Origin of the sequence: Paraburkholderia sp. RL17-347-BIC-D, assembly GCF_046027915.1 — a bacterium.
In the GTDB taxonomy this organism is placed as follows: domain Bacteria; phylum Pseudomonadota; class Gammaproteobacteria; order Burkholderiales; family Burkholderiaceae; genus Paraburkholderia.
Genome location: NZ_JARESS010000090.1, coordinates 1 through 18,471, shown reverse-complemented (window position 1 = coordinate 18,471; position 18,471 = coordinate 1). Strand labels below are relative to the sequence as shown.

17 protein-coding genes are annotated in these 18,471 nt (G+C 62.5%); 12 read left to right on the top strand and 5 right to left on the bottom strand.

From position 1 onward, the window contains the following. Positions 1-192: hypothetical protein (locus P0D96_RS45340; protein WP_408320645.1), on the top strand; the 192-nt coding region annotated here is incomplete at its 5' end. Positions 193-298: 106 nt separating this feature from the next. Continuing rightward, positions 299-586 carry a DUF4148 domain-containing protein gene (locus P0D96_RS45335; protein WP_408181411.1) on the top strand — a complete coding sequence of 96 codons (288 nt, stop codon included), beginning with the start codon at positions 299-301 and terminating at the stop codon, positions 584-586. A 42-nt stretch (positions 587-628) separates the two neighbouring features. On the opposite strand, the gene P0D96_RS45330 is transcribed toward P0D96_RS45335, so the two are convergent. From P0D96_RS45330 to P0D96_RS45315, 4 genes are all read right to left on the bottom strand, one after another. Beyond that, positions 629-799 carry a hypothetical protein gene (locus tag P0D96_RS45330; RefSeq protein ID WP_165923918.1) on the bottom strand — a complete coding sequence of 57 codons (171 nt, stop codon included), beginning with the start codon at positions 797-799 and terminating at the stop codon, positions 629-631. A gap of 130 nt (positions 800-929) precedes the next feature. Beyond that, complete coding sequence (locus tag P0D96_RS45325; protein ID WP_132377208.1) at positions 930-2,075, bottom strand: substrate-binding domain-containing protein; 1,146 nt, start codon at positions 2,073-2,075, stop codon at positions 930-932. Positions 2,076-2,142: 67 nt separating this feature from the next. Then, positions 2,143-3,144 (bottom strand): ABC transporter permease, encoded by a 1,002-nt coding sequence (locus tag P0D96_RS45320; RefSeq protein ID WP_408320642.1) that lies wholly within the window; start codon positions 3,142-3,144, stop codon positions 2,143-2,145. Next, on the bottom strand, positions 3,141-4,757 hold the full coding sequence (locus P0D96_RS45315) for a sugar ABC transporter ATP-binding protein (RefSeq protein WP_408320640.1): 1,617 nt from the start codon (positions 4,755-4,757) through the stop codon (positions 3,141-3,143). Before P0D96_RS45315 ends, P0D96_RS45320 begins: the two co-directional genes overlap by 4 nt. A gap of 251 nt (positions 4,758-5,008) precedes the next feature. Here P0D96_RS45315 and deoC point away from each other — a divergent pair, with 251 nt between their 5' ends. From deoC to P0D96_RS45280, 7 genes are all read left to right on the top strand, one after another. Continuing rightward, on the top strand, positions 5,009-6,019 hold the full coding sequence (gene deoC / locus P0D96_RS45310) for a deoxyribose-phosphate aldolase (RefSeq protein WP_408181406.1): 1,011 nt from the start codon (positions 5,009-5,011) through the stop codon (positions 6,017-6,019). Positions 6,020-6,035: 16 nt separating this feature from the next. After that, complete coding sequence (locus P0D96_RS45305; RefSeq protein ID WP_408320638.1) at positions 6,036-8,423, top strand: aldehyde dehydrogenase family protein; 2,388 nt, start codon at positions 6,036-6,038, stop codon at positions 8,421-8,423. A gap of 173 nt (positions 8,424-8,596) precedes the next feature. Next, positions 8,597-9,559 carry a ribokinase gene (gene rbsK / locus P0D96_RS45300; protein ID WP_408181402.1) on the top strand — a complete coding sequence of 321 codons (963 nt, stop codon included), beginning with the start codon at positions 8,597-8,599 and terminating at the stop codon, positions 9,557-9,559. Positions 9,560-9,593: 34 nt separating this feature from the next. After that, entirely contained in the window at positions 9,594-10,640 is a 1,047-nt protein-coding gene (locus P0D96_RS45295; RefSeq protein ID WP_132377203.1) for an ABC transporter permease, read from the top strand. Between the two features lie 95 nt (positions 10,641-10,735). Continuing rightward, positions 10,736-11,740: an autoinducer 2 ABC transporter substrate-binding protein gene (locus P0D96_RS45290; RefSeq protein WP_132377202.1), complete on the top strand. Its 1,005-nt coding sequence runs from the start codon at positions 10,736-10,738 to the stop codon at positions 11,738-11,740. 79 nt (positions 11,741-11,819) lie between these two features. Then, positions 11,820-13,379, top strand: coding sequence for a sugar ABC transporter ATP-binding protein (locus tag P0D96_RS45285; RefSeq protein WP_408181401.1), 1,560 nt, complete (start codon positions 11,820-11,822; stop codon positions 13,377-13,379). Between the two features lie 15 nt (positions 13,380-13,394). Next, complete coding sequence (locus P0D96_RS45280) at positions 13,395-14,453, top strand: ABC transporter permease (protein WP_408285856.1); 1,059 nt, start codon at positions 13,395-13,397, stop codon at positions 14,451-14,453. A gap of 55 nt (positions 14,454-14,508) precedes the next feature. On the opposite strand, the gene P0D96_RS45275 is transcribed toward P0D96_RS45280, so the two are convergent. Next, positions 14,509-15,234 carry a DeoR/GlpR family DNA-binding transcription regulator gene (locus tag P0D96_RS45275; RefSeq protein ID WP_132377199.1) on the bottom strand — a complete coding sequence of 242 codons (726 nt, stop codon included), beginning with the start codon at positions 15,232-15,234 and terminating at the stop codon, positions 14,509-14,511. 478 nt (positions 15,235-15,712) lie between these two features. Between P0D96_RS45275 and P0D96_RS45270 the strand changes: the two genes are divergently transcribed. The 3 genes from P0D96_RS45270 (at position 15,713) to P0D96_RS45260 (ending at position 18,242) form a co-directional block, all read left to right on the top strand. Then, complete coding sequence (locus P0D96_RS45270) at positions 15,713-16,114, top strand: hypothetical protein (protein WP_408285857.1); 402 nt, start codon at positions 15,713-15,715, stop codon at positions 16,112-16,114. Then, entirely contained in the window at positions 16,111-16,563 is a 453-nt protein-coding gene (locus tag P0D96_RS45265) for a hypothetical protein (protein WP_408285858.1), read from the top strand. Before P0D96_RS45270 ends, P0D96_RS45265 begins: the two co-directional genes overlap by 4 nt. Before the next feature lie 305 nt (positions 16,564-16,868). After that, positions 16,869-18,242: an alkaline phosphatase family protein gene (locus tag P0D96_RS45260; RefSeq protein WP_408320635.1), complete on the top strand. Its 1,374-nt coding sequence runs from the start codon at positions 16,869-16,871 to the stop codon at positions 18,240-18,242. Positions 18,243-18,471 lie beyond the last annotated feature (229 nt).

Here is an 18,471-nt window from a genome sequence, read left to right as displayed (position 1 = left end):
ATTCCTGAAAAAAGGCCGATGGAGGCACGCGTCGATGCAGTGCTGCGGGGGGCGCGTGACGCGGGCTTCGTGAGTCAGGAGTGTGGCGTGGCGGCGCTGACGGGCTGCCGTCGGCTAGATTACCGTTCTGTTATGTGGGCGCTGATGCGAATGCGCCGGGACGTGGCGTCGCGTGTCTTCAGGCGCGCGTAGATAACAAAACGGTAATCGGGAGGTCAGTGCTTCGACAGGGGAAATGACAAGAATGGCAAGCGTGGTTCAGGCCACGCATTGCTTGCCCCTAACCCGGAGAGACATCATGAAATTGCTTACCGCCGTTGCCGTCACCGCACTTAGCCTGGTGTTCGGCGCGAATGCCTTTGCGCAAACGAGTCCATCTGGGCCGACGCGCGCCGATGTGATGGCGCAGTTGCAGCAGGCACAGGCTGAAGGTTTGGTGCCGACAAGCAAAAACGACTATCCGCCGTCGGCCACCGAAGTGGCGCGAAATCGGGAGATCTATGCGATTCGGCACGGCACGGATGACGCCGCTGCGGCGCGCACGGCGCAGATGCCGGCAACGCAAGGGGAACCGGCTTCGAATTGAGGTGGGACGGTCCGGTTCCCCGCCGGCGACCGGTTGCTGACGCTACGAACGGTCGCGGTTGCGCGCCCGCGTTGCGCCAGTAATGACCGCGACGCCGAGCAGAATGACCGCCACGATGGCAATCGTATGTTGCGCGACGTGCATGGCCATCAATCCCCAGGACACGCCGCCGATCAGAATGATCCAGCCAACCAGATATATGAGCAGGGTCATCTTTTCTCCTAGTTCGAGTCGACGTAGTAGGTCTATCGAGTAGCAGGATTCGCGCCCGACGCCGGCTGGTCGCGCCGGCGTTCGGAAGCTGAAGGAGAACAGCGCGATGACGAAGTGCGGCTCGCCCGCGTCAACCGCAAGCCGGCGCGGCCTTCTTGCACGCCTCGGCCAGTTGCGGCGGCGGATCTTTCTTGAACACGGTCTTATAAGACTCGAGCACGTTCGACTGAATCACCGGCAACGATTGCACGCCGATCCATGCCGGCGGCGTCTGGCCGATCAGCGCCTTCATCATCGCCATCGCCTCGGCGACGCCTTGATCGTACGGACGCTGCGAGCCGGTGGCCTTCAACGGTCCGCCCTTGGCGATTTCGATCGCGGATTGAAGTCCCAGATCGACCGTCGTCATGGGGATATTCACGCCTTGCGCGCGCATCGACGTGAGCGTGTCCAGCGCCGGCTGATCCCAGACGGCGAATAGACCCTTGACGTCAGGATTGCCGGTGAGGAAGTCGCCCGCGATCTGCCCGACTTTGGACGGGTCCGTGAAAGCGACCTGCTTGATCTTGATGTCCGGACGGTTTTTCTTCAGCCAGTCGTTGACGGCCTTGGTCCGCTCCGTCGTGCTGAAGTAATCCACGCCGAAATTCACGAGCCCGACCGTTGCGCCTTGCGGCACGCACGAGGCAAGCACTTTGGCCGCGATCTGGCCGTTGCCTTCGCTGTCCGCCGAGATCATCGCCGAGTATTCCTCCGGATGCTTCAGGCCGGTCGGCACGTTGTCCATGAACACGAGCTTGATGCCGGCCGCGGACACTTTCTTGTAGGTGGCGGCCGTCGCCGTGCCGTCGACCGGAATCGAGATGATGCCGTTCGGGTGGCGCTGGATCGTGTTCTCGATATCGGCGATCTGCTTGTCCACCTGATATTCGGCCGACGCCGTGCCGATCACTTCCACGCCGTACTTCTTCAGCGTATCGGTGATGCCCGCCACCTGCAGTTGCGACCAGTCGAGATTCATGGTCTGCATCGAAATGCCGACCTTGAACTTGCCGGCTTTGATCTTGGCGATGTCGGCGTCGGTCAGCTTCACGGCATCCACCGAGGCGGCTTTTTCGCCGTTCGGTCCTTGCCCGACAATCGTCTTCGGTCCGATCGATCCCGCAGGCAGGCTGGTTACGCATTGCGCGTAGGCGCCCGAGGAAGCCAGACAAGCGGCGGCGGCCGCCGCCACGACACTGGCTAACGCTATTCTTGAGCCACGACGTTGTTTCATGTTTCTCCTCCGTTGGTCTGCATGTCTGTGCTTCACGTCTTCACGTCCGAACTACTCTGTTTCTTGCCTACTTTCTGGTGAAGGCAACCGCCGCGACGATGATCACGCCTTTGATCACCAGTTGCAGCGACGAACTCACACCGAGCAGCACCAGCCCGTTATTGAGCGTGCCGATGATCAGACTGCCGAGCAGCGTCCCCAGCACGAAGCCGCGGCCGCCGAATAGACTGCAGCCGCCGAGCGTGACGGAGGCGATCACATCCAGCTCCATGCCTTGCGCGACATCGGGCCGCGCCGCGTGCGAGCGCGCCGAGAGCACGAGCGCGGCGAGTCCGGCCAGCATGCCGGTGAGAATGAAGGCGAGGGTGGTCACGCGCCGCGTGTTGATGCCCGAATAGAGCGCCGCCGTCGGATTGCCGCCCGCCGCGTAGATCTGCCGGCCGAACACGCTGTAGTGCAGCAGCAGAATGCCGGCGATCACGGCGAGCAGCGTCCAGATGATCGGCACCGGCACGCCGAAAATATCGCCCTCGCCGAAGATCGAGATGAACGAGTCGTTGTCGATGATCACGGGCTTGGTGGTCGTGACCATCAGCGCAAGTCCGCGCGCGGCGCTCAGGGTGCCGAGCGTGACGAGAAACGAAGGAATGTTGACCCGCGTGGTCACGATCCCATTGATCGCGCCGACGATCGCGCCGGTGCCGATGCCGGCAATCGCGCCGATGACCCAGTTGTTGCCCACATACGCCATGGCGAGCGCCGCGGACATGCCCGAGAGCGCCAGCGTCGAGCCGACCGACAGATCGATCTGCCGCGCAATGATCACGAAGGTCATGCCGATCGCGATGATCGAGACCAGCGCGGTTTGCCGGCCGATATTCAGGAAGTTGTCGATGGATAAGAACCACGGCGACGCGAAGCTGAACACCACCAGCAGAATCGCGAACGCGGCATACAGCGCATAGGGCCGGTCGCCTTGCAGCAGGGCTTGCGCGATGCGCCGCATACGGCTTTTCTGCGGCGGCGATGCCTGCCGTTCGGCCGTCAGCGGCGAGACAGATTCATTCATGTTGCGGGCGCCTCGAGGGAAGAACGGGAAAGTTGGATCAGGTGATGCAGCGCTTCGGCGTTGGCGAGTTCGGCGCGCTCGACGATGTTGACAATGCAGCCGTCCGCGACAATCGAAATCCGGTCGCACAGGCGCAGGAGTTCGTCGAGGTCCGACGACACGATGAGCACGCCGGTGCCCGCCTGCGCGGCGTCGCTCACCACGCCGTAGATTTCCTCGCGCGCGCCGACATCCACGCCGACGGTCGGCTCGTCGAGCATGAGCAACTTGGGACGCGGATGATTCCACTTCGCGAAGACCACTTTCTGCTGATTGCCGCCGGATAAAAACTTGACCGCGGTGGAGGAGTTGGGCGCCTTGACGGCCAGCTCTTTCATGGAGCGCTTCGCCTGCTGAACGGCGGCCTGGCTGCGCAGCCATCCCCAGCGGGAAAAATGCGGCAAGCGCGGCAGCGTCAGGTTGCGTTCGATCGAATGGTCGAGCACGAGCCCTTCGAGATGACGGTCTTCGGGTACCAACGCCACGCCGAGTTGAATGGCCTCGGCGGGCGTGATGCGGGCACGCGTTCGACCGTCGATCTCGATGGCGCCGGCGTCGACGGAGCGCAGGCCGAAGATGGTTTGCAGAATCTCGGTGCGGCCGCTGCCGATCAATCCCGCGAGTCCGTGGACTTCGCCGCGGCGAAGCACCAGGTCGATGTGATGCAGGCGGTCGTTGCTGACGTTCGATAACTTGAGCACGGGCGCAGCGCCGGCATTGGACGCTTCTTCGGAGGTCGCCGCAGTGCTCGCGGTTGCGGCAACCGCTCCATCGCCCACCGCTGTTTTCTGCCGTGCCTGCAACGCGGCATGAGCGGGACCGACGATGGCCGCCACCAGTTGCTTCATATCCGTTTGCGCCGTCGTGAACGTGCCGGCATTCGCGCCGTCACGAAACACGGTGACGCGCTGCGAAATCCGGAACACCTCATTCAACCGATGCGTCACATAGATCACGCCGACGCCGCGGGCCGTGACCGCGCGGATCGCGTCGAACAGAATCTGCTCTTCGCCGCCGGTCAGCGCGGAAGTGGGTTCGTCGAGAATCAGCACGCGCACTTCGCCCATCAGGGCCTTGCAGATCTCGGTCATTTGCCGGTAGGCGAAGGGCAGCGAACCGACCGGCACTTTCGGATCAAGCGGGATGCCATGCGAGCGCAAAAACTCGCCGACCGTGGCCATGAGCTGGCGGTTCTTCACGAAGCCCAGACGCGTGCGCGGCTCGCGGCCCAACATGAGATTGGCGCCGACCGACAGCGATTCGACGAGACTCAGATCCTGGTAGACCACGGCGACACCCGCATCACGCGATTGCGCCGGCGAGCCGAACGCCACTGCCTGACCGGCGATTTCGATGACGCCGTCGTCGTAGGCGTGCACGCCGCTGAGGATCTTGATCAGCGTGGATTTGCCCGCGCCGTTTTCGCCCAGCAGGGCGTGGACTTCGCCGGGCAACACTTCGAGGTCGACGCCGCGCAGCGCTTGCACGCCGCCAAATCGTTTGGTGACGCCCGCAACACGGATCAATGGAACCTGAGGCGATGACGCGGCCGCGACCGCAACCGGCTCACTCATCTGGCATGTCTCCTTCGTCCACGCGACGAAATTCTTTTCTTTGTATAACGCTATCCGGTCGAAACCGTGTTGTGATCTTCGCATCATGAATATGGTGCGTCAATAACATTCACGGGCCTTCGCCGGGCTTCAGCGGTTGTTCGTGTAACGATTGCTCGCAAAGCTTGTTATGATTCTATCAATCGTTGTAGCATAAGTGCGAACAAATTGTCGGCGGCTGTTGTGCGTCGCATCATATTTTCGGATGTCTTATGCCAGAAGCCCCATTGCAGTCTTCCTCGGTCGTCGCGCTGCGCGGCACACCGATCGTCCATCCCGAGCGCAATCCGGGTATGCCGTTCGACGCGTCCTGGCTCGACGGCCTGCGCGTCAATCAGTCGGCGGTGGAACGGCGCACCGCCACGCTCGGCACGCGCCGCAGCGTGAAGAAAGATGCGCAGGCGGCCTGGCTGCTCAAAGCCGTCACCTGCATCGACCTCACCACGCTCAACGGCGACGACACCGAAGGCCGCGTGCGCCGGCTCTGCGCAAAAGCGCGCCAACCGGTGCGCGCCGATCTGCTCGAAGCGCTCGGCATCGCGCCGCAAGGCATCACGACGGGCGCGGTGTGCGTGTATCACCGGTTCGTCGCGGCGGCGGTCGACGCGCTGCACGGCAGCGGCATTCCGGTCGCGGCGGTATCGACGGGTTTTCCCGCCGGCCTGATCCCGCATCCGTTGAAGCTGAAAGAGATCGAGGCGTCGGTCGCGGACGGCGCGCAGGAAATCGACATCGTCGTCACGCGTGAATATGTGCTGACCGGCAACTGGCAGGCGCTCTACGACGAAGTGCGCGACTTCCGCGCGGCTTGCGGCGCGGCGCATCTGAAGACCATTCTCGCCACCGGCGACATCCGCACGCTGTCGAACGTGGCGCGCGCCTCGATGGTCTGCATGATGGCCGGCGCCGACTTCATCAAGACATCCACCGGCAAGGAAGGCGTCAACGCGACGCTCGACGTGTCGCTCGTGATGGTGCGCATGATCCGCGAATACCAGGAGCGCACCGGCGTGCTGATCGGCTTCAAACCGGCGGGCGGCGTATCGACTGCGAAGTCGGTGCTGTCGTATCAGATCCTGATGAAGGAAGAACTCGGCCGTGCGTGGCTCGAACCGGAGCTCTTCCGCATTGGCGCATCGAGCCTGCTGGCCGATATCGAACGCCAGCTCGAACATTACGTGAGCGGCCGTTACTCCGCTTTCAACCGTCACCCCGTAGCCTGAACAGAAGACCGATCCCATGAGCGTAGCCGAGTATTTTTCATCGATGGAGTACGGTCCCGCACCCGAGGACGATCAACCCGCGCGCGCCTGGCTGGCGCAGCATGAGGGCAGTTTCGGGCATTTCATCGGCGATGTGTGGCATGCGCCAGCGGCCGGTGAGCGCTTCGCCTCGCACGCGCCCGCGACGGGCGAGCAACTCGCGGAGATCGCCCAGGGCGACGCGGCCGACATCGACGCAGCGGTGGCCGCCGCGCGCGCCGCGCAGCCGGGCTGGCTCGCGCTAGGTGGCGCGGGACGAGCGCGGCATCTGTATGCGCTCGCCCGCATGGTGCAGCGTCATAGCCGGCTCTTCGCCGTGCTCGAAGCGCTCGACAACGGCAAGCCGATCCGCGAAACGCGCGATATCGACGTGCCGCTCGTCGCGCGCCATTTCCTGCATCACGCGGGGTGGGCGCAGTTGCAGGAGAGCGAGTTCGCCGATTACGCGCCGCTCGGCGTGGTCGGTCAGATCGTGCCGTGGAATTTCCCGCTGCTGATGCTCGCGTGGAAGATCGCGCCGGCCATCGCCACGGGCAACTGCGTCGTGTTGAAGCCTGCTGAATACACGCCGCTCACCGCGTTGCTGTTCGCCGAACTCGCGCATCGCGCGGGCTTGCCCGCCGGCGTGCTGAACGTCGTCACGGGCGACGGACGCACGGGCGCGGCGTTGGTCGAGCATCCGCAGGTCAACAAGATCGCCTTTACCGGTTCGACCGAAGTGGGCCGGCTGATCCGTTCGGCCACGGCCGGCTCGGGCAAATCGCTGACGCTCGAACTGGGCGGCAAGTCGCCCTTCATCGTTTTCGACGATGCGGATCTGGATGGCGCCGTCGAAGGCGTCGTCGACGCGATCTGGTTCAACCAGGGGCAGGTCTGTTGCGCGGGCTCGCGGCTGCTCGTGCAGGAAGGCATCGAGGCGCGCTTCATCGCCAAACTGAAACGGCGCATGGAGACGCTGCGCGTGGGCACGTCGCTCGACAAGAGCATCGACCTCGGCGCGATCGTCGATCCGGTGCAACTCGAGCGCATCCAGTCGCTGGTGGAAACCGGCCGCCGTGAAGGCTGCTCGGTGTGGCAGTCGCCTGACACGACGATGCCTGCTAACGGCTGTTTTTATCCGCCGACGCTCGTCACTGGCGTGGCGCCGGCTTCCACACTGGCACAGGAAGAAATCTTCGGCCCTGTGCTGGTGACCATGAGCTTTCGCACGCCCGATGAAGCGATCGCGCTCGCCAACAACTCGCGTTACGGACTCGCCGCGAGCGTGTGGAGCGAAACCATCGGCCGCGCGCTCGATGTCGCGCCGCGGCTCGCAAGCGGCGTCGTCTGGATCAACGCGACGAATCTGTTCGACGCGGCGGTCGGCTTTGGCGGCTATCGCGAATCGGGTTATGGCCGTGAAGGCGGGCGTGAGGGCATCTACGAATATCTGAAACCGCGAGCCTGGCTCAATCTTGCGGAGCGTCGCAAGACGCGTCTCGTGGAGAGCGCGGCCACGCTCGGTCCGTTGTCGAACGTGACGTCGATCGATCGCACCGCGAAACTCTTTATCGGCGGCAAGCAGGCGCGTCCTGACAGCGGCTATTCGCTGCCGGTGCATGCGCCGGACGGCACGCCCGTTGGCGAAGTGGCCGCGGGCAATCGCAAGGACATCCGTAACGCGGTCGAAGCGGCGCGCGCGGCGCAGAAGTGGTCGCAGGCGAGCACGCATAACCGCGCGCAAGTGCTGTTCTATCTGGCGGAAAACCTGGCCGTGCGCGCGGACGAATTCGTGCGCCAGCTCGTGGTGCGAAACGGGGCGACGGAAGCCGCGGCGCGTGCCGAAGTGGACGCCTCGGTGCAGCGTCTTTTCACTTACGCGGCTTGGGCCGACAAGTTCGACGGCGCGGTGCATACGCCGCCGTTGCGTGGTGTCGCGCTGGCCATGCATGAGCCGCTCGGCGTGATCGGCATCGCCTGCCCGGACGAAGCGCCGCTGCTCGGCTTCGTTTCGCTGGCGGCGCCCGCGCTGGCGATGGGCAATCGCGTGGTGGTGTTGCCGAGCGAGGCGTCGCCGCTCACGGTCACCGACTTCTATCAGGTGGCCGAGACGTCCGACGTGCCCGGCGGCGTGCTGAACATCGTCACGGGCGAACGCGGCGCATTGCTGCCCGCGCTCGTCAAACACGACGACGTGGATGCGGTCTGGTGCTTCGGCAGCGCGGCGGATTCGACGCTGGTCGAGCGTGAATCGGTCGGCAATCTGAAACGGACGTTCGTCGATCACGGCCGCCAGTTCGACTGGTACAGCCGTTCGAGCGAAGGCCGACCGTTCCTGCGTCAGGCCGTGCAGGTCAAGAACATCTGGATACCGTACGGAGATTGACCGCCAAGCCGGCCGTACCGAACGTATTGAATACACGCACGCCAACCAGAAAATGGAGGAGACAACGTGCTGAAGAATCTGGATCCGCTGTTGCATGCCGAAGTGCCGCGCGCATTTCAGGCATCGAAGGACGTTCCCTTTAACCCGGCTGTTCAGCAACAAGGGGAACGCGCATGAACACGTCTACGCAACCAAACGGTCGCGTCGTCATTCTCGGCATCTACGTCACCGATCTGACGTTTCGCGCCGGACGCATGCCGCAGATCGGCGAGACCATCGCGGGCACGGCGTTCGCGATGGGGCCGGGCGGCAAGGGCTCGAATCAGGCGGTCGCGGCCGCGCGTGTCGGCGCGGAAGTGGTGTTCTGCACGCGCATCGGCAACGACGCGTTCGGCTCTATCGCACGCGCCACGTGGGCCGCTGAAGGCATCACGGCGCGCGCGTCGGTGATCGACGGCGTCTCGACCGGCGCGGCGCACATTTTCGTGGACGACAACACCGGCATGAACGCGATCATCGTCGCATCCGGCGCGGCGGGCACGATGGAGGCCGCCGACGTCGACGCAATCGAAGCCGATATCGCCGCCGCCCGCGTGTTCGTCACGCAACTCGAACAGCCGCTCGAAGCTGCACGCCGCGGGCTCGAAGTAGCGCGCAAGCACGGCGTCATCACCGTGTTCAATCCGGCGCCCGCCATGCCGCTCGACGACGCCATCTTCCCGCTGTGCGACTACATCACCCCGAACGAAACCGAAGCGGCCGCGCTCACCGGCGTGCCGATCGCGAATGCCGACGACGCCCGCCGCGCCGCTGACGTGCTGCTCGCCAAAGGCGTCGGCACGGTCATCGTCACGCTGGGCGAGGGCGGCGCGCTGCTGCATTCGGCGGAGCAATCGATCCTCGTGCCCGCCTACCACTGCGGCCGCGTGGTGGAAACCGCCGGCGCCGGTGACGGCTTCACGGGCGGCTTCGCGGCAGCGCTAGCACGCGGCGACGACGCCATTACGGCATTGCGTTTCGGTTGCGCGCTCGCGGGCATTTCCGTGACGCGTCCGGGCACGGCGCCTTCCATGCCGACACTCGACGAAGTGAATCAAGTGCTGAGCCAACCGGCCGGCGTGTCCCAGTCATCCTGACCGTCTGCGAAGCCTGAAGGAGCGTGTCGTCACCATGAAGTCTTCGTTCACCGCTGGAAAACTGTTCGGCGACCGGCAACTGAATTTCCTGCTGATCGTCAACGTGCTCGTCGTGCTGGTCGCGACGTGGCTCTCGCGCGGCCAATTCGTCGATATCGACAATCTGCAGTCGATGGGCGGCCAGTTGCCCGAGCTCGGCCTGCTCGCGCTCGGCATCATGCTCTCGATGGTGTCGGGCAACGGCGGCATCGACCTGTCCGGCGTCGGGCTCGCCAACCTGTCGGGCATGGTTGCCGCGTTGATCGTGCCGCGCTTCGTCAACGGCGACGATTCGCCCGCGCTCTACACGTCGCTGTTCTGCGTGATCGTGGTGGTGATGGGTTTGCTTGGCGGACTGCTGAACGGCGTGGTGATCGCGCGCCTCAGACTCACGCCGATTCTCTGCACGCTCGGCACGCAGCTGCTGTTCACCGGCTTCGCGGTGGTGCTCAGCAACGGCGCCTCCGTGCATGTCGACTACGTGGACCCGTTGTCGAATATCGGCAACGGCACGGTGTTTCAGGTGCCGATCGCGTTCTGCATTTTTATCGCCGCGGTGATCGTGCTGGGGTGGCTGCTCAAGCGCAGTCCATTCGGCCTGCGTCTCTATCTGATGGGCACCAATCCCAAGGCGGCGTTCTACGCCGGCATTCCGCGCGCGCGCATGCTGATCACGACGTATGCGATGTGCGGCGTGCTCGCGTCGCTGGCCGGGCTGATCAGCGCGACGCATACGTCGAGCGCGAAATGGGACTACGGCAATTCCTATCTGCTGATCGCGATCCTGATCGCGGTGATGGGCGGCGTGAATCCCGCGGGCGGGCATGGCCGCATCATCTGCGTGTTCTTCGCCGCGACGGTGCTGCAGTTTCTTTCCAGCCTGTTCAACCTGATGGGCGTGTCGCAGTTCTTCGGCGATTGCGCGTGGGGGTTTCTGTTGCTGCTGTCGCTGGCGTTTGCGGGCGGCGAACGGGTGCGCGCCATCTTTGGTTTCGGCGGCGCAAGCAATGCCGGCGCTTCAAGTGCAGCGCCTAAGCGTTAGTGGCGCGCGACAAGGTTTCAGTACGCGGCGGACAACGAGCCCTGGCTGTCCGCGACGATCAAGTGGGCGACATCGAACGATAAAGGAGACTTTGCATGAAATTGACTCGACTGGGTGCCGCGCTCGCAGCGGCCGCGCTGACGGTAGGTGTGATCGCTGCCGCGCAGGCTGCCACGAACGAAACGATCGTCACGGTCGTCAAGGTGACCGGCATCAACTGGTTCAACCGGATGGACGACGGCGTCAAGCAGTTCGCCAAGGACAACCCCAACATAAACGCGTATCAGACCGGGCCCGGCCGCGCGGATGCGGCGCAGCAACTGAAGATCATCGAAGATCTGATCGCCAAGAAGGTCACCGCCATTGCCGTGGTGCCCTACGATCCGCCGACGCTCGAACCGGCGCTGAAGAAGGCGATGGATCGCGGCATCAAGGTGGTCACGCATGAAGCCGACAATGCCAAGAACACGATGGTCGACATCGAGGCGTTCGACAACACCGCCTACGGCGCCGGCCTGAACGAGCGTCTCGCCTCGTGCATGCACGACGACGGCAAGTGGGCCGTGCTGGTGGGTTCGCTCGGCAGCCGCTCGCAGGTGCAATGGGCGGACGGCGGCATCGGCAACGCCAAGGCCAAGTATCCGAAGATGAACCTGGTCGAGCCCAAGCTCGAAACCAATAACGACGGCGAGCGCGCCTATGAAGTCGCCAAGGAAGTGCTGCGCAAGCATCCGGACCTGAAGGGCTTCCAGGGCTCGTCGTCGCTCGACGTGATCGGCATCGGCCGCGCGGTGGAAGAGGCCGGCATGCAGGGCAAGATCTGCGTCTACGGCACGGGCCTGCCGACTGAAGCCGGCAAGTTCCTCGAAAGCGGCGCCATCAACGGCATCGCGTTCTGGGATCCGAAGCTCGCGGGCATCGCGATGAACAAGGTTGCGCAGATGCTGGTGGACGGCAAGACGGTCGAGAACGGCGCCGACCTCGGCATTCCTGGCTACACGAAGGTCACGGTCGCGAAGGGCCCGGGCAAGGGCATCATCGTGCGTGGGCAGGGCTGGGTGAACGTCGACAAGACGAACTACAAGCAGTATCCGTTCTGAGCTTTCTGGCGGCTTTGACTTTTGTTTCATGTGTCACGGCGTCCCCGAAAGGGGACGCCCCAACCTGCGACTCGCCACAATGAATCAAGACGCAACCTCACCGAAGTCACCACAGTCCGACGTTTCGCAGCCATTCCTGGAGGTGGTCGGCGTGCACAAGCGCTTCACCGGCGTGCATGCGTTACGCGGCGTGAGCCTGTCGTTCGAGCGCGGCCAGATCTATCACCTGCTCGGCGAAAACGGTTGCGGCAAGAGCACGCTCATCAAGATCATTTCCGGTGCGCAGCCACCCGACGAAGGCGAACTCGTGATCGAAGGCGTGCGGCACGCGCGGCTCTCCGCGCTCGAATCGCTCGCGGCCGGTATCGAGACCGTTTATCAGGATCTCTCGTTGCTGCCCAATATGAATGTGGCGGAAAACGTCGCGCTCACGTCCGAGTTGGCCACGCACGCGGGCAAGCTGGCCCGCACCTTCGACCGGCGCGAGCTGGCCCGCACGGCGGCGCGCGCGCTCGCAGCGGTCGGGCTGCCCGGCAACGCCGAGTTTCAGACAACGCTGATCGAGCAATTGCCGCTCGCCACGCGGCAGCTCGTGGCGATTGCCCGCGCGATCGCCAGCGAGGCGAAGTTCGTCATCATGGACGAGCCCACCACGTCGCTCACGCAGAAGGAAGTCGACAATCTGATCGCCGTGCTCGCTAATTTGCGCGCGCAGGGCGTCACCGTGCTGTTCGTGAGCCACAAGCTCGACGAGTGCTATGCGATCGGTGGCGAAGTCATCGTGCTGCGCGACGGCCAAAAAATGGCGCAAGGACCGATCGCGCAATTCACCAAGGCGCAGATCAGCGAATTGATGACGGGGCGTCATCTGTCTAACGAGCGTTATCGTGAAGGCGCCTGCGAGCCCAACGTCGTGCTCGATGTGCGCGGTTATACGCGCGCCGGCCAGTTCAGTGATGTGTCGTTCGCGCTGCACGGCGGCGAGATTCTCGGCATTACCGGTCTGCTCGACTCGGGGCGCAATGAACTTGCACGCGCGCTCGCGGGCGTCGCGCCGGCGCAATCCGGGCAGGTGATGCTCGACGGCAAGGCCGTCTCACTGCGCACGCCCTCGGACGCCAAGGAGCATCGCATCGGCTATGTGCCGGAAGACCGCCTGAACGAAGGGCTCTTTCTCGACAAACCGATCCGCGACAACGTGATCACCGCGATGATCTCCAGCCTGCGTGACCGCTTCGGCCAGATCGACCGCACTCGCGCGCAGGCGCTCGCGGAACAGACGGTGAAGGATCTGCAGATCGCCACGCCGGGTGTCGACAAACCCGTGCAATCGCTGTCGGGCGGCAACCAGCAGCGCGTGCTGATCGGCCGCTGGCTCGCCATCGACCCGCGCGTGCTGATCCTGCATGGACCGACAGTCGGTGTCGACGTCGGCTCGAAGGACATCATTTACCGCATCATGCAGCGCCTGTCGCAACGCGGCATCGGCATCATCCTGATCAGCGACGACTTGCCGGAACTGCTGCAGAACTGCGACCGCATCCTGATGATGAAGAAAGGGCGTGTCGCCAGCGAATACCAGGCCGACACGCTGAGCGAAGCCGATCTGTATCACGCGCTGCTTTCGGAAGCCGCATAAAGGACGTCTCTACTCATGAACTCGCGCATCGATTCGCGCCTGAACCAGACCATGACCACCCCGACCGTCGTCGAAGTCGCCCCCGAGGTCAAGCCGCCGAGCTTGCGGGCCAAGCTCGCGCGCAATCCCGAATGGTTCACCCTGGCATTGATCGCGGTGACGTGCCTGATTGTCGGTGCGATCAATCCGCGTTTCTTCCAGTTGGCGACGCTGTTCGACCTGTTGCATTCGGCGACCACGATGTCGCTGTTCGCGTTAGGCACGCTCGTCGTGCTGGCGTCCGGCGGGATCGACGTGTCGTTCACCGCCATTGCCGCGCTGACGATGTACGGCATCACCAAGGCCGTGTTCGCGTGGTGGCCGGACGCGCCGTTTGCACTGATCCTGATCACGGGCGCGCTCGGCGGCATCGTGCTTGGCGTTGTCAACGGGGTGCTGGTGCATCGGCTGAAAGCGCCTTCGCTGATCGTCACGATCGGCACGCAGTATCTGTATCGCGGGCTGTTGCTGACGTTCATCGGCACGACGTTCTTTATGAACATTCCGCACAGCATGGATCATTTCGGCCGCATTCCGCTGTTTTTCTATCACACGGCTGATGGCTTGCGCGCCGTGTTGCCGGTGTCGGTGATAGCGCTGGTGGCGGCCGCGGTGGTCACGTGGTGGCTCCTGAATCGCACGATGATGGGACGCGGCGTCTATGCGATGGGCGGCAGCCTCGCGATTGCCGAGCGGCTCGGCTACAACCTGCGCGCGATCCATCTGTTTGTGTTCGGCTATACCGGCATGCTCGCCGGCATCGCGGGCATTCTGCATGTGTCAAACAACCGGCTTGCGAATCCGTTCGATCTGGTGGGCTCGGAACTCGATGTGATCGCGGCGGTGATTCTGGGCGGCGCGCGCATTACGGGCGGCACGGGCACGGTAGCCGGCACGTTGCTCGGCGTGGTGCTGGTCACGCTGATCAATAGCGTGCTGATTCTGGTGGGCGTGCCGAGCACCTGGCAGAAGGTGATTATCGGCGCGTTTATTCTGATCGCCGGGACGCTGTTCGCGTTGCAGCGTAAGAACTAGAAGAGTTGCGGCCTTTGCATTGCTAACGCCGCAATGCAGAGGCACGCATACGCGCTTACCGGCGCTTGCGGAGTTCCTGGCCTTTCTCGGTGATGATGGAATCGAAGTCGTCGACTTGCGAGAAACGCACCGCTTTGACGACACCGAACTTGCTCTGATCCACCACCAGATGCCGCTCGACTGCGCTCGCCATAGCCGCCTGCTTGAGGGCGACCTCATGAAAATTCCAGCACGTCACACCGCGCGCCGCGTCCACGCCGCCGGCGGAAATGAATGCCTTGTTGATGCCCATGCGGCGCAGCATCTCCAGACTTTCTTCACCTGCGAACGAATCTGACGAAGGTACATAGACGCCGCCCAGCAGAATCATCCGCACATTGGGTTTGCGCCGCAAAATTTCCGCGACGTTCAGCGAATAGCACACCACCGTGACATGCCGCTCGACCGGAATCAGCCGGGCCAGCGTAGTGAGGGTCGTGCCGCAGTCGATGAACAGCGTTTCGTTGTTGCCGATAAGTCCCGCCGCGATCGCCGACGCCTCGGCTTTGGCCTGCGCGAAGTGGTCTTTCTCTTCTTCGAGTGAATAGCCGGCGTTATTCGGTACGTCGGTCGCGCTGACGATATAGCCGCCGAGATACGTGAATCGCTCGGGACTGCCCGCAATGTCGCGCCGGACAGTCATTTCCGAAACGCCCAGCAGGCCGGCGGCGTCGCGCAGGCGCATCACGTTTTGCCTGGCCAGCGCATCGGCAAGGGCGCGGAGGCGGTCGGGTTTCAGCATGGAGCTCCTGTCGCGCAGTGTGGGAGGGCGTTATGTTTTGTTCGATTTGGTGAAAGAATTATAACAAGAGGCGGTGCGCACGGCGAGCGAGATATCGGTCGATTGAGAGGACCGGCGGCACGCGTTTCCTGGTTCCGCCGATGCCGCAGTTGGCAAACGCAGCAGTGCTGGCGATGCTCAATGCGAATGCGGCTGAAGCGAGCAGGGCGTTGGATTTTATTGCGTCGATTTGTTAAATGAAGCGAGGCGTTTATTTGATCGGCGGCGGGCCGGGCGGAATGTGCGATTATCGCGGAGAAAGACATGGGGCGGCACACGATTGCATTCAGCATGGATGCATGATTTTTTAATTCGCAGCACGCCACGCCATTCATTCATTTACATTTCTGTAAGCCTCGTTATAATCCGAACGCTTACGTCGCGGCTTTTTGCGGCCGGAGAAAAACCGACAACATCACATGCGAAACGGATAACGATAATGGCTGGCGGACAAAATATCAAAACCCTGTGTGAGAACCACTGGACGCAATGGAAAGCCGATTGCAGCGGCTTCCTGAAGGCAGTCGCCGCGGATCTCGATATTACGCTGACGGGTGATGCGAACAGCATTATCGACGCCATTGGCCGCGCACCGTGGACTCAACTCGGTTCGGATGCCGACAAGGCCGTCGCTTATGCCGGACTCGGCTATCTGGTGGTTGCCGGATTGAAGGCGACGCATCACGGCCATGTCGTGATTATCATGCCGGGTCAATCGAAACCTTATCCGCTTGCGTATTGGGGCCGATATGGCGGCGTCGGACGGAAAAACACCGCCATTAACTTTTCCTGGACGCATGCGGATCTCGCGAATGTTCAGTATTACGCCATCAAACCATGAAGCAGAGTCTTATCACGCGTGCGGTCGTGACCGTTGCCGGTCTGTTGATCTCGGGTCCGGTTGCCCTCGCGCAATCGTGTCACTACAGCGAAGTGAATCCCGGCACGGGCAAGGTCAGCGTCGGCGATCTGTCGATCGATCTGGGTCAGAGCGACGGCACGGATAGTCCGACGGCCTGGCTCGGTCCGGTCACGCTGAGCCGTGCGGGCGGGGCATCGTGCTCCGTGGATCCTGACGTCAGCATCGTCGAGCGGCCGCTTTATACGAACGGCAAGCAGCTTCTCGTCTCCACGTATTCCGGCAGCGAGCAGGTGGTTTACGCGATCGATTCAGCGACCTGCAAGATCCAGTGGAAGAGCGCTTCGTTTTCCGGCAAGGTCAAACTGAGCGGCAATCGTCTGCAACTGGACAAGCGCAAGGTGAAACTAGGCTCGAACTGCACGCCTTGAAAGAGCCTGAAGGTTCGCGCTGTGTGCCATCAAGTTGAGCGAGCCGATCGACGATCATCTCGCTCAAGTCGCTTTTGAAGGCCACGCAAGCGCAGCGCGCGACTCTTGCGCCTCCGCCGCGAGATATCGGCCGGGCGTCGTTCCCATCGCTCTGCGGAACACCAGAGGGGAGGGAAGTCGATCACATCAGGCACTTCGTGTCATGACCTCAGGGAATTACCTGAGACGCGAAAACAATGGTTTTCGTCTACCTTTTCCGATACTGAGTCGGTTTACGCTGAATGCCGGGTGCTCAAGGAGCTTTGATGACTGCTCTGGACCAGATTGACACCGTCGTGATCGTCATGATGGAAAACCGTTCCTTCGATCACGCACTCGGTTATCTAAGCTTGAACGGCAGCCAGGTTAACGGTCTTTCCGCGGATCCGGCGTGGCAGGCGAACTTCATCAACGTATACAACGGCAAGCAATATCCCATTCATGCGTTGAGTCCGAATGGACCTGCCATATCGGACCCGCCTCACGACCGCGGCCCGATCGCCACGCAGATCGACACACCGTGTGTGCCGGGAGGATGCCCGGAACTCGGCGGATTCGTGCAGAGCTATGCAACCCGCAAGCCGGCACCGTCGAATCTGGCCGACGTGATGGGTTATTACGACGCTCGCACTGTACCCACTTTCGACTTTCTCGCGAAACACTTCACCGTGTGCGACAACTGGTTTGCTCCGTTGCCCTCAGGAACTCAGGCAAACCGTCTGATGGCGATGGCGGGGACTAGCCTGATCAACGATAACGTGCAAGGGCTGAGCTTTCTGCCGGATCAGCCACTTGTCTATGATTGGCTGCGCCAGCGCGGCATACCTTGGTGTGTCTATCAGTCAGGGAGCTTCTTTCCGTTCTTCAGCATGATGAAGGAATGGCTTCCGGAGATCCTGCTGTCCTTGACCTTGCCGCTCAACGACGCCGGCGGAAACTTCCGGCGGTATTCGAGGTTTGCCCATGACTGGCAGGGCAACGGCATTCTCCCGAAAGTGATTTTCATCGAACCGGAATACACGGACGGCCCTCACAACACCGCCAACGACGATCACTGCCCAACGGGGATGGCTGGTGGGCAAGCGTTCATCGCTGATATTTACCGGACCTTGATTTCGAATCCGACCAGGTGGAAAGAGACGCTGCTGATCGTGACGTATGACGAGCACGGCGGGTTCTTCGATCATGTGGCGCCGTTGGACATTGCGGTCGATATCGCGGGGTTTTCGTTCAAGACTAGTGGGCTGCGGGTGCCGGCTTTTCTGGTGTCGCCGTTTGTCACGCCGGGGAGCGTCTTCTCGGGGAGACTCGACCATACTGCGGTGCTTCAGATGCTTGCGGAGAAGTTCGACGCGCAGAAGAAGTATTCCGATGCTGTCACTACTCGCAATGCGCAACTTGACCGGCTGGCAAGTGCTCTTAATGGTCAGCCTGTGGCTCAACCTGCGCCAGCGTTAACGGGCGCGCCGATACATGCCGCCGCGACTGCATTCAATGGAGTCGTGCAAGCGGGCGTGTCGGATACGACGCAGGGTTTTCATAATGTCGCGCTTCAGGTGGCAAGAGATCATCCTCAATTGCTGACCTCGCCGCAGTGGACGGGGCTGGCGGAGTATCTGGCGACGTATGGGAAGCATTGAGGAATGGAGGCATGTGTTGGGAGACGGGTCTGGTGGGCTTGAGCCCCAACTCCAGAATCGCCTGAATCACTTTAAACGGTTGAGTTCGCGCATGTTCAGTGTCACCAGTGCAGTTGCATGCATCGCCGGCTCCGCAGTCCCACGAGGAACCGGCAAGCAGACCGAGGTCCAAAACACGACATTTCAATTTAGCTCAGATACGACATTACAGCTTTGCCGTAACAGATGA